General features: G+C 68.5%; 15 protein-coding genes. 10 read left to right on the top strand and 5 right to left on the bottom strand.

All coding sequences use genetic code 11. The features are described 5' to 3' along the window. A partial coding sequence (locus ICW24_RS14605) for a transposase (RefSeq protein ID WP_226346450.1) occupies positions 1-480 on the top strand: 480 nt, incomplete at its 5' end. Between the two features lie 170 nt (positions 481-650). Here the strand turns inward: ICW24_RS14605 and ICW24_RS14600 are convergent. Beyond that, positions 651-1,934 carry a tetratricopeptide repeat-containing glycosyltransferase gene (locus tag ICW24_RS14600; RefSeq protein WP_226346449.1) on the bottom strand — a complete coding sequence of 428 codons (1,284 nt, stop codon included), beginning with the start codon at positions 1,932-1,934 and terminating at the stop codon, positions 651-653. Between the two features lie 17 nt (positions 1,935-1,951). Beyond that, the gene (locus tag ICW24_RS14595; RefSeq protein ID WP_226346448.1) at positions 1,952-2,482 is read right to left on the bottom strand and encodes a histidine kinase; all 531 of its coding nucleotides are present in this window, start codon (positions 2,480-2,482) and stop codon (positions 1,952-1,954) included. A 346-nt stretch (positions 2,483-2,828) separates the two neighbouring features. On the opposite strand from ICW24_RS14595, the gene ICW24_RS14590 reads away from it, so the two are divergent. The 8 genes from ICW24_RS14590 to ICW24_RS14555 all read left to right on the top strand — a co-directional run bounded on the left by ICW24_RS14590 (position 2,829) and on the right by ICW24_RS14555 (position 9,225). After that, positions 2,829-3,632: a flagellin N-terminal helical domain-containing protein gene (locus ICW24_RS14590; RefSeq protein ID WP_226346447.1), complete on the top strand. Its 804-nt coding sequence runs from the start codon at positions 2,829-2,831 to the stop codon at positions 3,630-3,632. A 104-nt stretch (positions 3,633-3,736) separates the two neighbouring features. Beyond that, positions 3,737-5,083 carry a flagellar filament capping protein FliD gene (gene fliD, locus ICW24_RS14585; RefSeq protein WP_226346446.1) on the top strand — a complete coding sequence of 449 codons (1,347 nt, stop codon included), beginning with the start codon at positions 3,737-3,739 and terminating at the stop codon, positions 5,081-5,083. Between the two features lie 26 nt (positions 5,084-5,109). Continuing rightward, positions 5,110-5,493, top strand: coding sequence for a flagellar export chaperone FliS (fliS, locus tag ICW24_RS14580; RefSeq protein ID WP_226346445.1), 384 nt, complete (start codon positions 5,110-5,112; stop codon positions 5,491-5,493). Then, complete coding sequence (locus tag ICW24_RS14575) at positions 5,490-5,798, top strand: hypothetical protein (RefSeq protein WP_226346444.1); 309 nt, start codon at positions 5,490-5,492, stop codon at positions 5,796-5,798. The genes fliS and ICW24_RS14575 overlap by 4 nt, the downstream gene beginning before the upstream one ends. Before the next feature lie 182 nt (positions 5,799-5,980). Further along, entirely contained in the window at positions 5,981-7,456 is a 1,476-nt protein-coding gene (gene flgK, locus ICW24_RS14570; RefSeq protein ID WP_226346443.1) for a flagellar hook-associated protein FlgK, read from the top strand. Between the two features lie 15 nt (positions 7,457-7,471). Continuing rightward, positions 7,472-8,371, top strand: a complete 900-nt coding sequence (gene flgL, locus ICW24_RS14565) for a flagellar hook-associated protein FlgL (RefSeq protein WP_226346442.1) — start codon at positions 7,472-7,474, stop codon at positions 8,369-8,371. Positions 8,372-8,536: 165 nt separating this feature from the next. Beyond that, positions 8,537-8,767: an antitoxin gene (locus ICW24_RS14560; RefSeq protein WP_226346441.1), complete on the top strand. Its 231-nt coding sequence runs from the start codon at positions 8,537-8,539 to the stop codon at positions 8,765-8,767. Beyond that, on the top strand, positions 8,764-9,225 hold the full coding sequence (locus ICW24_RS14555; protein WP_226346440.1) for a TA system VapC family ribonuclease toxin: 462 nt from the start codon (positions 8,764-8,766) through the stop codon (positions 9,223-9,225). Before ICW24_RS14560 ends, ICW24_RS14555 begins: the two co-directional genes overlap by 4 nt. A 154-nt stretch (positions 9,226-9,379) precedes the next feature. Here the strand turns inward: ICW24_RS14555 and ICW24_RS14550 are convergent, their stop codons facing one another. The 3 genes from ICW24_RS14550 to ICW24_RS14540 all read right to left on the bottom strand — a co-directional run bounded on the left by ICW24_RS14550 (position 9,380) and on the right by ICW24_RS14540 (position 10,835). Further along, complete coding sequence (locus tag ICW24_RS14550; protein WP_226346439.1) at positions 9,380-9,868, bottom strand: hypothetical protein; 489 nt, start codon at positions 9,866-9,868, stop codon at positions 9,380-9,382. A 6-nt stretch (positions 9,869-9,874) separates the two neighbouring features. Then, the gene (locus ICW24_RS14545; RefSeq protein ID WP_226346438.1) at positions 9,875-10,237 is read right to left on the bottom strand and encodes a response regulator; all 363 of its coding nucleotides are present in this window, start codon (positions 10,235-10,237) and stop codon (positions 9,875-9,877) included. 145 nt (positions 10,238-10,382) lie between these two features. Beyond that, the gene (locus tag ICW24_RS14540; RefSeq protein WP_226346437.1) at positions 10,383-10,835 is read right to left on the bottom strand and encodes a chemotaxis protein CheX; all 453 of its coding nucleotides are present in this window, start codon (positions 10,833-10,835) and stop codon (positions 10,383-10,385) included. A 273-nt stretch (positions 10,836-11,108) separates the two neighbouring features. Here ICW24_RS14540 and ICW24_RS14535 point away from each other — a divergent pair, with 273 nt between their 5' ends. Continuing rightward, positions 11,109-13,619 (top strand): chemotaxis protein CheW, encoded by a 2,511-nt coding sequence (locus ICW24_RS14535; protein WP_226346436.1) that lies wholly within the window; start codon positions 11,109-11,111, stop codon positions 13,617-13,619. Positions 13,620-13,814 lie beyond the last annotated feature (195 nt).

The following is a 13,814-nucleotide window of genomic DNA, read 5'->3' as shown; positions in this document are numbered from 1 at the left end:
GGGTACCCGCCCGGCCTGCGGGTCATCGTTCGCCGGGAACGTCCTCACCCCGGCGCGCAGCTACGGTTCGAGGACATCGACGGGTACCGCCTGACTGCATTCGTGACAAACACACGCCGCGCGCAGCTCGCTGACCTGGAGCTACGACACCGTCGGCGGGCTCGTTGCGAAGACCGGATCCGGATCGCCAAAGACACCGGCCTGGCGAATCTGCCCCTGCAAGGCTTCGATCAAAACCGGATCTGGCTACTCATCGTGCAACTCGCGAACGACCTGCTCGCCTGGATGACCATGCTCGCCCTGGACGGCCATGAGGCCCGCCGGTGGGAACCCAAGACGCTACGGCACCGCCTCTTCACGATCGCAGCGACCCTGGCCCGCACGAGCCGGCAACGACTCCTGCACATCAAGGACACCGCTCCCTGGGCGGCCCTGTTCACCACTGCCTGGAACAAGCTCACGAGCCTGGCCCCACCCTGATCAGCAGGCCGATGAGTCCCTTCGAGCCCAGCATCATCCTCGTCCGTGGAAGACGACGCCCACCGGCAGCGACAACCCGGAGCATTGTCGTCCCCACCTGCAAGAATCACCCGCATTCAACGGCAACGGCGCCGACCACGCCGACGCCGCCACCCGATGAAACATCCGGGTTAGAGGGTGCTTGGAGATTGCATGATAAATTCGCGAACCAATCGAGAAATAGCCTCACCGCGCTCACCGGCGCGCTCTAGCTCGGCGCAAATCGCGTCGACATGCGGCGTGCTTTCCAGGGCGAGTAGACGCGCCAACGCTGCGTCCGACCGACTTCCCCACAATGTCAGCAGTAGGGGCCCGAGGCCATCGCAGTCTCCATGCCGCGAGAACAAGGCGACGCCGGCGGCGATCGCCTCATCTGTCTGCTGGGTTGCCGCGGCCGAAATCATGCGCAGCCGGAGGACGGGACTCCAGGATTCTGTCCGCTCCAGGGCTCGCATCGGCTTGTCAACTAAGCGGATCAAGCGCAAGGCCTCATCGTGATGCCCGCGCGCCTGTTGCGTGCAGGCTTGAAGATATCTAATTAGCTGAGGTGACGATCCGGCTTCCGCGAGCCCAGGGAGTACGGCTTCTGCTTGATCGAGTCGACCTAATTTGATGAGAATCTCGACGAGCAGCTCGCCGGCCCACTGTCGATATGCGGTAGTAGCATCGGAAATATTCCAAGCGGCGGCAAGGTCGTCTAGCCCCTCCTCCGCTTGCCCGGCTGTGAGATAAGACCGGCCGCGATTGAGAAGCGCCTCGACTTGCTCATTGGCATGGCCATTGATAACCCGATCGTGTTCCAATAGGGAGATGCGCAAATTCCTCTCGGATCGACGGGCAAATGCTTCGCCGGGAACGTAGCCATAGTGTGCCACCATCAGTGCCGATTCTGGGATGGCCGTGACCTGAAGCTGCTCAGTTGTGTCGATCGGGGTCAAGCGCTCATGGAGTCGGTTGACATAGTGGACGTATCTGCGTCTCCCCAGGCGTAGCGAGTTGGCCATGGTGGTGATGCGTCCTTCGGTCACGATCGCGAGCTGAGACGTGATCCCGTTCAAAGGGCTGCCTTGTGCGATTCGTAGGGCGCGCGCCAACTGCTCGGCGTCGGCCACAAGCACCTCGTCTGCATCGATGACGAGGAACCACTCAGAGGTGGTCATGGCCAGGGACTCGTTGCGTGCGCGCGAGAAATCGTCGTCCCAATAGCCCCGCTGCACCTTCGCGCCCGCAGATCTAGCGATGTCCACCGTGCGGTCGGTTGAGCCAGTGTCGTAGATGCAGATCTGCCCGAGGATCGGGGTCAGGACCCGGAGGCTGGCCAGGGTGCGGGGCAGATCCTTCTCTTCGTTCTTGACGATCATTGCGACGTCGAGGAGGGGTGCCTGCCGTAGTCGTCGGTTGCTGCGTTTCACCATGTCAGGAGTTCGATCGGTCAGGGCGCGAACGCGGCAAGGCGCCGTTCGAGGCTCGTCCGGTCGCCGACGTTCAGAGTGGGGTCGTCGCTGACCGGCTCCTCGGCTTCGATCAGCTCAGTGACTTGGGCTACTACGTCGTGCAGCCGCAGGATGGCGCCCCCCACCTGCGTAAGGAGTTCCTCCGCGCTGCCGGTGGGGACCACCGCCGAGTCGTACGCCGAGGCGGCCGCCGTCTTGAAGGACAGCAGCTCGAGCCCGTCGAGGTCTTCTCCGGCTTCGAGACCTTCCAGCAACACGTGGACGCAGCTGGCGTCGGCCTCAGTCGGCTCGTGCGGGACAGCGAACGCAAGCTGGACCGGCAGACCGGGCCCGACGAGCCGGCGAAACGCCTGCAGCATCGTCAGAGCGGGGGCCGCGGATGTCCAGTCGGTGGCGACGATGAATCGCACCGCGCCTGGGGCAGGCATTGACGGCCCGCCGCTCTCGTCGGCGAGTGACTCGATCTGGTTGAGCAGCGCGTCGATGTCCCCTGCGTGCGCGTCCGGCATGGAGTCCTCGTCTCGGTTGGGCAGTGCTGACCGTCTTCCTATCGGACTGTGCGCGCCGTCCCTGAGGTGGGACGTCAGGCGAGTTGCCTGTCAGCGCAAGCGCTCTGGGTGAGTGCGCTGGCCGTGGGCGGAACCAGCGCGGGCTCGGCGTCACGTATCCGAGGCGCGAGTCGAAGAAAAAATGCCGCTCGACGCTAAGGGAAGAGGCTGCGGCGTCGATGAGCCTGGTGTCGGGAACGAACCCCGGCGCACCAGCCGGGGCCTAGGCCTCGACAGGACTTCACCCGAAGCCCTCGGGATCGCCACGGACGGCGACCCGGACCCCATTCCACGAAGGAGCATCATCATGGGTCTTCAGATCAACACCAACGTCGCCGCCCTCAACTCGTACCGCAACCTCACGGGTACCCAGGGTTCGATGCAGACCAGCCTCGAGCGTCTCAGCTCGGGTCTGCGCATCAACCGAGCTGCGGACGACGCCGCTGGCCTCTCCATCTCGGAGAACCTGCGCAGCCAGGTCAACGGCCTCAACCAGGCCACGTCCAACGCGCAGGACGGCATCAGCATGGTTCAGACCGCCGAGGGCGCGATGAACGAGGTGCACTCCATGCTGCAGCGCATGCGCACCCTCACCGTTCAGGCCGCCAACGGCACCAACTCGCCCGAGAACAAGACGCAGATCCAGGCCGAGGTCAAGCAGCTCACCGAGGAGATCGGCAAGATCGGCGAGCGGACCAAGTTCAACGGCACGAGCCTGCTCGGTGGTGGCACCATGACGCTGCAGGTCGGTGCGAACGACGGCGAGACCATCTCGTTCAACCTGGGTGACCTGTCCGCTGTGGCGGCCGCGCTGTCCTCGGTGGACGTGACGACGGGAACGGGCCAGATCGCGGCGATCGACGCCCAGATCGCGGCTGTCTCGAACTCTCGTTCCAGCCTCGGCGCGGTCCAGAACCGTCTCGACCACACGATCAAGAACCTGAGCGTGTCGGCCGAGAACCTGGCTGCCTCCGAGAGCCGCATCCGCGACACCGACATGGCGAAGGAGATGACGAACTTCACCCGTTCGCAGATCCTGCAGCAGGCCGGTACCGCGATGCTCGCTCAGGCCAACCAGAGCTCGCAGGGTGTCCTGCGTCTCCTGGGCTGACCCTGAGACAACCGGATAGTCGCTTGACCCCGAGGGGGCGTGGGCATACCGCCCGCGCCCCCTTGTGGGTTGTCGCGACCTGACTCCACGGAAGGAGAACGGACATGGCCATCTCGGTTTCCGGCCTCGGTAGCGGGATCGACACGACGTCGCTCGTCTCGCAGTTGATGAGCGCGGAGCGGCTCTCGGGCAAGGGCCTCACGACGGGCCGCAACACGGCTCAATCGATCGTCACGACGCTGACCGCGCTCAACGGTCAGCTCAAGTCGCTGGGCGACGCGGCGAAGGTCCTCGTGCCGGACACGCTCACCGGCGCCTCGGCGTTCACGGGCGTCTCGGCCACCTCGTCGAACACGAACATCGCCACGGCGACGACCACCGACAAGGCGGCGGCGGGCTCCCTGACCTTCACGGTCAAGAGCATCGCCCAGGCCGGCTCGGGCGCGTTCGACACGACGTTCACCGGCGGCACCAGCATCAGCGACAGCGGGTTCTCGTTCAAGGTCGGCTCGGGCGACAAGTCGGCGACGATCGACGTCCAGGCCGGCGCGTCCATCGAGGACGTCGCCGCGCTGATCAACCGGAGCGACTCGGGCGTCAAGGCGACCACCGTGCAGGTGGCGCCGAACACGTACAAGCTCCAGGTGACGTCGGCGACGACGGGCGCCCAGAGCGGGGTCAACATCACCGACGGCACGACGACGCCGACGGCGACGTCGGTCCTCGGTGCGTTCAAGCAGCTCAATGAGCCGGCGGACACCGTCCTGCGGATCGGGGGCGACAACGGCTACGACGTCTCGTCGCCGACCCGCGACGTGAAGGACCTCATGCCGGGCGTGACGATCTCGCCCGTCAAGGCGGATCCGACCACTCCGGTGACGATCGACCTCACGGCCGACGTCGACGGCATGGCGGCCAAGTTGGAGGCCTTCGTCAAGGCGGCCAACGACGCGCTCGGCACGGTGAGCAGCAACAGCAAGTGGGACTCCACCAAGAAGACCGGTGGGCCCCTTCTGGGTGACTCGATGACGCGCGGGCTGAGTCAGGAGATCCAGACCGCGTTCACCGGGTCGAGCACCGCCCTGCCGTCCACGCTCGGCATCAGCATCGAGCGCGACGGCACCTTGAAGTTCGACAAGACGAAGTTCGTCGCGAACTACAAGAGCGATCCCGATTCGGTCACCAAGGCGGCCGGCGAGATCGCGACGAAGGTCGGCGAGGTGAGTAAGCAGGCCACGAGCGCTGCCGATGGGACGTTGACGATGCGGATCCAGGCCGAACAGGCCTCGGTGAAGGACTACACGGCTCAGATCACCAGGTTCGAGGACCGGATGTCGCTTCGGGAAGAGACGCTGAAGCAGCAGTTCAGCGCCATGGAGTCGCTTCTTTCCAAGATGCAGGCGCAGGGCAACTGGCTTTCGGGCCAGCTCGCCACGCTCCCGACCGGCTGACCGGTCTCGACCGATAGGACCCACGCATGACCACCCAGGCCCAGCTCCGCAACCGGTACGCCCGCGAGGCCGTCACCACCGCATCCCCGGCGCAGCTCGTCGTGATGCTGTACGACCGGCTCCTCAAGGACCTCTCGGCCGCGGAGCAGGGCCTGGGTGTGCGCGACATCCAGGCCACGCACACGGCGCTCATGCACGCCCAGGACATCGTCCGCGAGCTGAGCTCCACCCTCGACACCTCCGCCTGGAAGGAGGGCGAGGCCCTCCGTCGCCTGTACGACTGGGTGCTCGAGGAGCTCGTCAACGCGAACGTCAACAAGGACGCGGTCCACGTGCAGAACGCGCGCGACGTCGTCCAGCCCATCCGCGACGCGTGGTTCGAGGTCGCCGGCCGCGGCGGCCAGTCATGAGCGCGGCGGCGTGGGACGCCGCCCTGGCGTCCATGGAGGACGAGCTCAACTCCCACGAGGCGGCGGTGCGGCACGGCGACGTGCGCCCGGTCCCGCAGTGGGAGCCCCCGGTCGACCTCGGGCCCCTGCCCCCCGAGTGCGCCGAACGCGTCATGAACCTCGTCAAGCGCATCGGGCTGCTGTCGACGTTCGTGCAGTTCCAGCTCGCCGCCACGGCGAGCGACATCGAGCACGCGGCGACGCACCACGCCCAGAAGGGCAGCGCGAACCGCGCCGTCGCCCTCTTCCTCGACGCCAGCGTCTGAGCCCGCCCCACCGGAACGTCACCGCGGAAACCCCGGCGAGGGAACTGAGCCCCGCCGACCGCTCACAAGCCCGGGCGTCCGGCCGAAGGGGAAGACGACTGTTCAGGTGACTCGACCCTGACGCGGCCAGACGGAGCCGGCGCTGCCGGCCCACCACACTCACGGATGAGGAAACGAGAACCATGTCGACCTTCGGCGGACTGCACATCGGCACGTCGGCGATCCACGCCGCCCAGCGTGGCCTCGACGTCACGGGGCAGAACATCGCGAACTCCGCGACGCCCGGCTACTCGCGCCAGCGGGTGGACCTCGAGGCGATCGGCGGACCGGGTGTGCCCGCGTTCTGGTCGAAGTACGACGGCACGGGCGAGGGCGTCAAGATCACCGGAGTCAGCCGCCTGACCGATTCCTTCCTTGTCGCCCGCGCCAACAACGCCAACGCCAACCTGGGCAACATCCAGGAGCAGCAGAAGACGATGGCCGCCATGGAGCGCATCGTCGGCGAGCCCAGCGACACGGGCCTGCAGAAGAAGCTCGCCCAGATGTGGAACGCGTTCGGCGGCGCCGGCAACAGCCCCACCGTCGCGGACCAGGCCCCCCGCGCCCAGGCGCTCGAGCGCACCAAGGACGCCGCCGGCCAGCTCAACCTCATGGCCTCCTCGCTGGAGACGCAGTGGCAGGACACCGGCTCCGAGGTCGTCGCCAACGTCAACGACGTCAACACGATGGCCAAGGACGTCGCGCGCCTCAACGACGCGATCCGCAACAACAACATCGCCAAGGTGCCGAGCAACGAGCTGCTCGACCAGCGCGACCTGCTCATCTCCAAGATCGCCGACCTCACGGGAGCGACGGTCCGACCGGCCGAGCAGGACCAGAACTCGCCGTTCAACTCGCAGTCGGTGGACGTCTTCATCGGTGGCACGAAGCTCGTCGACGGTGTGAAGGCCAACCTCCTCACGGTGAACGACCCCAACGCCGGCACGTACCCCGACAGCGGCGACCCGCAGCCCGTCACCGTGCAGTGGGACACCACCGCGAGCTCCGACCCGCACGTCGGCAACGCGAACTCCGGTGACAGCGGCATCGCCTCCGGTCGCATCTCCGGCCAGCTCAAGGGCATGAACGAGACGATCCCGAACTACATGGCGAAGTTCGACGACATCGCCGCGAAGCTCGCCGAGACCGTCAACAGCCAGCAGGCGCAGGGCTTCACGGTCGAGGGTGAAGCGGGGGCCGACCTCCTCGTCGCCGCCGACGGGGGAGCGGTCACGGCCCGCAACATCCGCGTCCCGCAGGATGCCGTCGCGAACTCCATCGCGGTCTCGACGGGCGACATCAACGGCACGCCGGCCGCCCTCGACGGCAACAACGCGAGGGCCATGTCGCGGCACATCGCCGACGTCGGGGGCACCGACGCCACGTACAAGGCGATGGTCGTCGAGCTCGGGGTGCAGGCCCAGTCGGTCAACCGCAACGTCGACGTGCAGGCGAACGTCGTCATGAAGGCCGAGGACGCCCGCGACTCCGTCTCCGGCGTCTCGCTCAACGAGGAGATGACCAACCTCGTGCAGTTCCAGCACTCGTTCAGTGCAGCCGCCAAGTACGTCGGCGTCATCGACCAGACGCTCGACACGCTCATCAACATGGTCCGCTGAGAGGGGTGACCTGACATGACCGGAATGCGCATCACGCAGAACTCGATGAACCGGACCCAGCTCGCGGGTCTCAACACGAGCCTGGGCCGCCTGCAGCAGACGCAGGAGCAGCTCACGACGGGCAAGCGCATCAGCCGCCCCTCCGACGACCCGGTCGGGACGGTGTCCGCGCTCCGGTTCCGTGACGAGCAGAGCCAGCTCGAGCAGTTCGGGCAGAACATCACCGACGGGCTCTCGCGCCTGTCCGCCGCCGACGACGCGCTGACGCAGACGGCCAACATGACCAACAGCATCCGCACCCAGACGATCGCCGCGCTCAACGGCGTCAACGGGGCGGATCAGCGCAAGGCGTACGCGGAGTCGATCCGCCAGCTACGCGAGGGCCTGCTCCAGCAGGCCAACGGGCAGTACGGCGGCCTCCCGCTGTTCGGCGGGACGACCCCCAACGGCAACGCGTTCGACCCGGCGACGGGCGAGTACCAGGGCAACACCTTCCCGGTGCTGCGCCAGATCAACGGCTCGCCCGGCGAGGCCGGCCAGATGAACGTCGGCGTCAACGGCGACGAGGCCTTCGGCGACGCGCTCTCGACCACGGGTGCCCTGGCCAAGCTCGCCGACGCCATCGAGGCCGGCGATCTCGACGGGATGCGCGAGGGACTGAACGCCGTCGACACCCTCCGCAGCAACATCTCCAACGTGCACTCGAGCGTCGGCGTCCGCGTCAACCGCCTCCAGGGCCTGGAGAACCTCAACGGCCGCCAGGACGACGCCAGCCGCATCGCCCTGTCCAAGGTCGAGGACACCGACTTCATGAAGGCCGCGATGGACCTGTCCATCCAGTCCAACGCCTACCAGGCCGCCCTCTCGGCGTCCGCCAAGGTCATCCAGCCCACCCTGGTCGACTTCATCCGCTGACCCGGCGCCACGAGGCCCGCCCCACCACGCGGGGGCGGGCCTCGCCGCTGCCCCGGCCGGCTGCCGCGACACATGGTGAGATGGCGATGTCAACCGTCGTTTTCGCTGTCCTGTGGGGACAATGCTCGAGCGCCGCGCATCTGATGCGCGATGTAGGATGATGCGATGCGGACCACGGTGACTCTCGGGGACGATGTGCTCGACGCGGCGCGCGACCTCGCCGCGGCGCAAGGGCGCCCGCTCGGCGACGTCCTCACCGAGCTGGCCCGGCGGGGGCTGCGGCGTGACGCCGCAGCGCCGGCGACGCGCAACGGCATCCCCCTGCTGCCCGCCGATCTGGACACGCCCATCGCCACGTCGGCCCTCGTGGCCGAGCTGCTCGACGACGCGCCGTGACCGATCCGGTGTCGGGATACCTGCTCGACGTCAACGTGCTCGTCGCGCTCGTCGACCCGGGGCACGCCCACCACGACCTCGCCCACGAGTGGTTCGAGCGGACCGGGGCCGCGAACTTCGCGACCTGCCCCTTCACCGAGAACGGGCTGCTGCGGGTCGTGGGGCACCCGCGATATCCGCACACGGCCGGATCGCCCGCCGGTGCTGCCCCGCTGCTCGTGGGCATCCGCTCGCTGCCCGGCCACTCCTTCTGGCCGGACACGGCCTCCCTCGTCGACTCCCCGCTCGTGGACCCCGATCGGCTCGCCGGGTCGGCGCAGGTGATCGACGCGTACCTGTTGGCGTCGGCCGCGACCAACGGAGGGAAACTCGCGACGTTCGACCGGCACCTGGCGACCGCCGCGATCCAGGGCGGTCGCGAGGCCCTCCACGTCATCACCAGCCGGCCCGGCTCGTGAGATGACACGACCGACCGCGCCCGCGCCGCTCGGAGTGGTACGTCGTGACATCTCAGCATGTGGAGGCGCCCCGGTCCGGGGCGCGTCCGGAGTGGCCGGGGCAGCGCGACGCCCACCGCTCCTTGGGGGAGCGGTGGGCGTCGGATGGGTGGGCTCAGAAGGAAACGACGATGCCGAGGGCGCCGGGTCCGTACCCGTCCACCTCCAGCTTGAAGTCGGCCCGCTTGCCGAGGCCCCGGAGCATCTTGGCCGCCGTGGTCGGGATGACCATGCCGGGCTGGAAGACCTGCGACAGCTTGAGGTGGTCCTCGGGGGCGCCGTCGTTGAACAGCGACGAGAAGATGTTCATCACCTCGTAGAAGTTGTCGTACAGCGCGGCGGGGAGCTCCCGGTTCTCGATGGCCGTGTCGGCGCCGGCCTTCGGCACGAGGCCGAGGGCGGCGCCGGCGCGGGCCGACAGCTCGAGATCCGCGGCGACGAGCGCCTTGGTGTCGTGGTTCGCGTCGACGTAGAGGCCGACGCAGCACGCCCGCCTCGCCGTCGGCACGACGGGCTCGCCCATCGCGGAGATCTCGACGTCACGGCCCAGCAGGCTCTCGAAGAGGTCCTTGACGGGCTTCGGGTCGGGGATGGACGTCGCCATGGCGGATCAGCCGAAGACCGGCTTGAGGGCGTCCGAGAACATGTCCGCGGTGAACGGCTTGGCGATGAGGAACAGCGCGCCCTGGGCGGCGGCCTGCTCGCGCATCGCGTCCGAGCCCTCCGAGGTGACGAAGCCGAACTTGACGTCGTTGCCCTCGGCGCGCAGCGCGGTGATGAACTCGATGCCGCTCATGTTCGGCATGTTCCAGTCGGACAGGACGAGGTCGGGGGAGACCTCCTTGACCTTGGCCAGGCCCTCGGCGCCGTCCTCGCACTCGATGATCTCGGCGCCGTCGTAACCGGCCTGGCGGAGGGTCCGGACGACGATCATGCGCATCGCGCGGCTGTCATCGGCAACTACGACCTTCACGGCAATCTCTCTTTCGTTCGTGGTGGTATCGGTGGGGCGGGAGGAGAACCCTGGCAGGCCCCGGGTGTCTGCGCCGGCGGCATCGCCCGGCAGGGTGGGACGGCCGCGGCCGGAACGGGTCGGACGCTCCGGCCGCGACCGGGTATCAGGACGTCGACGCGCGGTTCCACACGTTGACGAACATGGGGTGCCCGGCGCTGAGAAAGCCCTGCTGGAGCAGGGACGTGCCGCCGACGACGCGGAGCGTGGGGCCGCGCCCCGACGCCACAACCGGCAGCGACAGCGTGCTCGGCTCGGGCAGCAGGCTCTTGATGTTGCCGCCGACCATGTTGGTGAGCTCGCCGATCGTGTCGGCGATGTCGTCGTCGCTCACGTCGGCCTCGTCGAGGCCGAACATGGCGGCGGCCACGTTGCGGGCGCCGCTCTCGCTGATCTCGAGCGAGATGAGGCAATCCGTGGCCCCGGTGACGCCGACGGAGCCGGCGACCGACGGGTCACCCTTGTCGACCTCGATGTCGGCGGGCGCGATGTCGACGGCGAGCATGGAGCCCCACACCTCTTCGACGATCTGCGCGACGTCGTCGCTGGACAAATGCATTCTCGGTCCTTCGTGAGTCCTCGGACATGCCCGTGGCGAGGGGTCGATGGTTCGGGGCGAGAAGGTCGACGGCGGCGGATCGCGCTGTGCGAGAACCGGGCCGACGTCGGCGGCCTGCCCACGAGTGGACACCTGCTTATCGGCGTCGCCCGCGCTGACCTGAGGGGTCGTGTGCGTGAGCATCGTTCGAGGCCAGGGGGTTAGCGCTCAGGTCGTTCCCCCCGGGGCCGATGGGACCGACGATTCACCCCGACAGCGCCAAGGAGCGTGCCGATGGAAGGCATGGAGGAAATCGTCCAGGAGTTCCTGGTCGAATCCCACGAGAACCTGGATCAGCTCGACCAGGACCTGCTCGCACTGGAGCGCGACCCCACGTCGCGTGATCTCCTGTCGAGCATCTTCCGCACGCTCCACACCATCAAGGGCACCAGTGGCTTCCTCGCGCTGCACACCCTCGAGCGGGTGGCGCACGCCGGCGAGAACCTGCTCTCGAAGCTGCGCGACGGGGAGATGACCCTCACGCCGACGATGGCGACCGTGCTCCTCGAGATGGTCGACGCCGTGCGCACCCTGCTCGGGCACATCGAGCAGGACCAGAACGAGGGCGACGAGGAGTACACCGAGCTCACCGAGAAGCTGCACGCGCTCCTCGAGGGCCGCGAGATCCCGTCGTCCGCGACCGCCGCCGCCCCCGTCGCCGCCTCGGCCGACGTCGAGGCCGCCGCCTCGGAGGCCGTGGCCGCGCAGCTCGAGGCGTCGCAGCAGGTCGTCGACGCGGTCCAGGCCGGCGCGGACGCGTCGGTCCAGGTCGCCGCGGCCACCGCCGGCGCGGCCGTCGAGCAGGTCATCGTCGCCGCCGCCGTCGCCGTCGAGGACGCCGTGACCGGCGCGACCGTCGCCGCTGCGGCCCCCGCCGCTGCTGTCGCCCCCTCTACGCCCGCGGTCACCCCGCCCCCCGCCGCCCCGACGGAGATGCAGGCCACCCCGACCGACGCCGCACCCGACCCGCAGGCCGCCGCCAAGGCCGCCGCGTCCGCGCAGACCGCCGCCGCCGCGGCCGCGAAGCCGGCCGGCGCGGAGAAGGCCCCGGTCCGCTCCGTGGCCGACTCGAGCATCCGCGTCGACGTCGACCTGCTCGACTCCCTGATGAACCTCGTGGGCGAGCTCGTCCTGTCCCGCAACCAGCTCGTGCAGCGGGCCGCGGCGAGCCAGGACCAGGAGCTCCAGCGCTCGATGCACCGCCTGTCGCTCGTCGCGAGCGAGCTGCAGGAGGGCGTCATGAAGACGCGCATGCAGCCCATCGAGAACGTGTGGTCCAAGATCCCGCGCGTCGTCCGCGACCTCGCCAACAGCCTCGGCCGCCAGATCCGCGTCGAGATGGAGGGCAAGGAGACCGAGCTCGACAAGACGATCCTCGAGGCCATCAAGGACCCGCTGACGCACCTCGTGCGCAACAGCTGCGACCACGGCATCGAGATGCCCGACGAGCGCGTCGCCAAGGGCAAGCCCGCCGAGGGCGTCCTGCTCATGCGGGCGTTCCACGAGGGCGGCCAGGTCAACATCGAGATCATCGACGACGGCGCCGGCATCAACCCCAGCAAGGTCAAGGACAAGGCCGTCGAGAAGGGCCTCATCACCCGCGAGCAGGCGGACGCCATGTCCGACCGCGACGCCGGCCACCTCATCTTCAAGCCGGGCTTCTCCACCGCCGCCGCCGTGACCAACGTGTCGGGCCGTGGCGTCGGGATGGACGTCGTCAAGACGAACATCGAGAAGATCGGCGGCGTCATCGACGTCGCCTCCGAGTACGGCAAGGGCACGATCACGCGGATCAAGATCCCGCTGACGCTTGCGATCATCCCCGCCCTGCTCGTCCGCGGCGCCGAGAACATGTTCGCGATCCCGCAGGTCAACCTGCTCGAGCTGGTCCGCCTGGACCGCGAGCAGGCGGCGGAGCGCCTCGAGACGATCCAGGGCACCCCGGTCTACCGGCTGCGCGGCCAGCTGCTGCCGCTCGTGGACCTGCGCGAGCACATCGGCGAGCCGAAGGCCGATTCGGAGACGACGTTCATCGCCGTGCTCCGCGCCGACCAGCGCCAGTTCGGGCTCGTCGTCGACGACATCGAGGACACCGAGGAGATCGTCGTCAAGCCGCTCGGCCGCCAGCTGCGGGGCATGGACCTGTACGCCGGGGCCACGCTCATGGGTGACGGGCGGGTCGCGCTCATCCTCGACACGAACAGCCTCGCCGCGCACGCCGGCATGGTCAACGACTCGGGCGAGGCCGCCAAGCGGGCCGCCGAGGCCGCCATCGCCACGCGCTCGGACTCGACGTCGCTGCTCGTCGTCAAGCTCTCGAACGGACGCCGGGTGGCGCTGCCGCTCGCGTGCGTCGAGCGTCTCGAGGAGTTCCCGATGACGCGCGTCGAGACCGTCGGGGCCAACCAGGTCGTCCAGTACCGCGGGGTCATCCTGCCGCTGCTGCGCCTCGCCGACGACTACGGCAGCTACGACGCGCTCAACGAGGCGGAGGCCTCGCTGCAGGTCGTCGTGTGCCAGCACAAGGGCCAGCTCTTCGGCTTCGTCGTCGCGCAGGTGCTCGACATCGTCGAGGACGAGCTCGCGGTGCGCACGCACCTCGACACCGGCGGCAACCTCGGCTCCGCCGTCGTCAACGAGCACGTCACCGAGCTGCTCAACATCGACGCGACGCTCGAGGGCATGATGCCGCCCGAGCTCACCGCCTACTCGGGCGCGACCGAGCACGCCGGCGCGTTCGCCTGACCGACCGGTCCACGCCGACGCCCCGGTCGCCCCGCCCTCCGACGGCGAGGCGATCCGGGGCGTCGGCGCCGGCGCGAGCGGTCTCGCGCCCGCACGAGAGTGCTTGATAAGGGTCCGGATTCGCCGATGGGTGAGTGTCGGCACCGACACCCCCGGCAGCCGGCCGGGACGGTCGCGCAGGGCGCGGCCAGGAGG

This window comes from Agilicoccus flavus (genome assembly GCF_014857905.1).
GTDB lineage: Bacteria > Actinomycetota > Actinomycetes > Actinomycetales > Dermatophilaceae > Agilicoccus > Agilicoccus flavus.
This window is presented reverse-complemented; position numbering and strand designations above follow the sequence as displayed.

What these genes read in the sequence shown, in the direction of transcription:
- ICW24_RS14600 (WP_226346449.1), bottom strand. Translation starts at nt 1,934, where the DNA reads ATGGTGAAACGCAGCAACCGACGACTACGGCAGGCACCCCTCCTCGAC.
- ICW24_RS14595 (WP_226346448.1), bottom strand. Translation starts at nt 2,482, where the DNA reads ATGCCGGACGCGCACGCAGGGGACATCGACGCGCTGCTCAACCAGATC.
- ICW24_RS14590 (WP_226346447.1), top strand. Translation starts at nt 2,829, where the DNA reads ATGGGTCTTCAGATCAACACCAACGTCGCCGCCCTCAACTCGTACCGC.
- fliD (WP_226346446.1), top strand. Translation starts at nt 3,737, where the DNA reads ATGGCCATCTCGGTTTCCGGCCTCGGTAGCGGGATCGACACGACGTCG.
- fliS (WP_226346445.1), top strand. Translation starts at nt 5,110, where the DNA reads ATGACCACCCAGGCCCAGCTCCGCAACCGGTACGCCCGCGAGGCCGTC.
- ICW24_RS14575 (WP_226346444.1), top strand. Translation starts at nt 5,490, where the DNA reads ATGAGCGCGGCGGCGTGGGACGCCGCCCTGGCGTCCATGGAGGACGAG.
- flgK (WP_226346443.1), top strand. Translation starts at nt 5,981, where the DNA reads ATGTCGACCTTCGGCGGACTGCACATCGGCACGTCGGCGATCCACGCC.
- flgL (WP_226346442.1), top strand. Translation starts at nt 7,472, where the DNA reads ATGACCGGAATGCGCATCACGCAGAACTCGATGAACCGGACCCAGCTC.
- ICW24_RS14560 (WP_226346441.1), top strand. Translation starts at nt 8,537, where the DNA reads ATGCGGACCACGGTGACTCTCGGGGACGATGTGCTCGACGCGGCGCGC.
- ICW24_RS14550 (WP_226346439.1), bottom strand. Translation starts at nt 9,868, where the DNA reads ATGGCGACGTCCATCCCCGACCCGAAGCCCGTCAAGGACCTCTTCGAG.
- ICW24_RS14540 (WP_226346437.1), bottom strand. Translation starts at nt 10,835, where the DNA reads ATGCATTTGTCCAGCGACGACGTCGCGCAGATCGTCGAAGAGGTGTGG.
- ICW24_RS14535 (WP_226346436.1), top strand. Translation starts at nt 11,109, where the DNA reads ATGGAAGGCATGGAGGAAATCGTCCAGGAGTTCCTGGTCGAATCCCAC.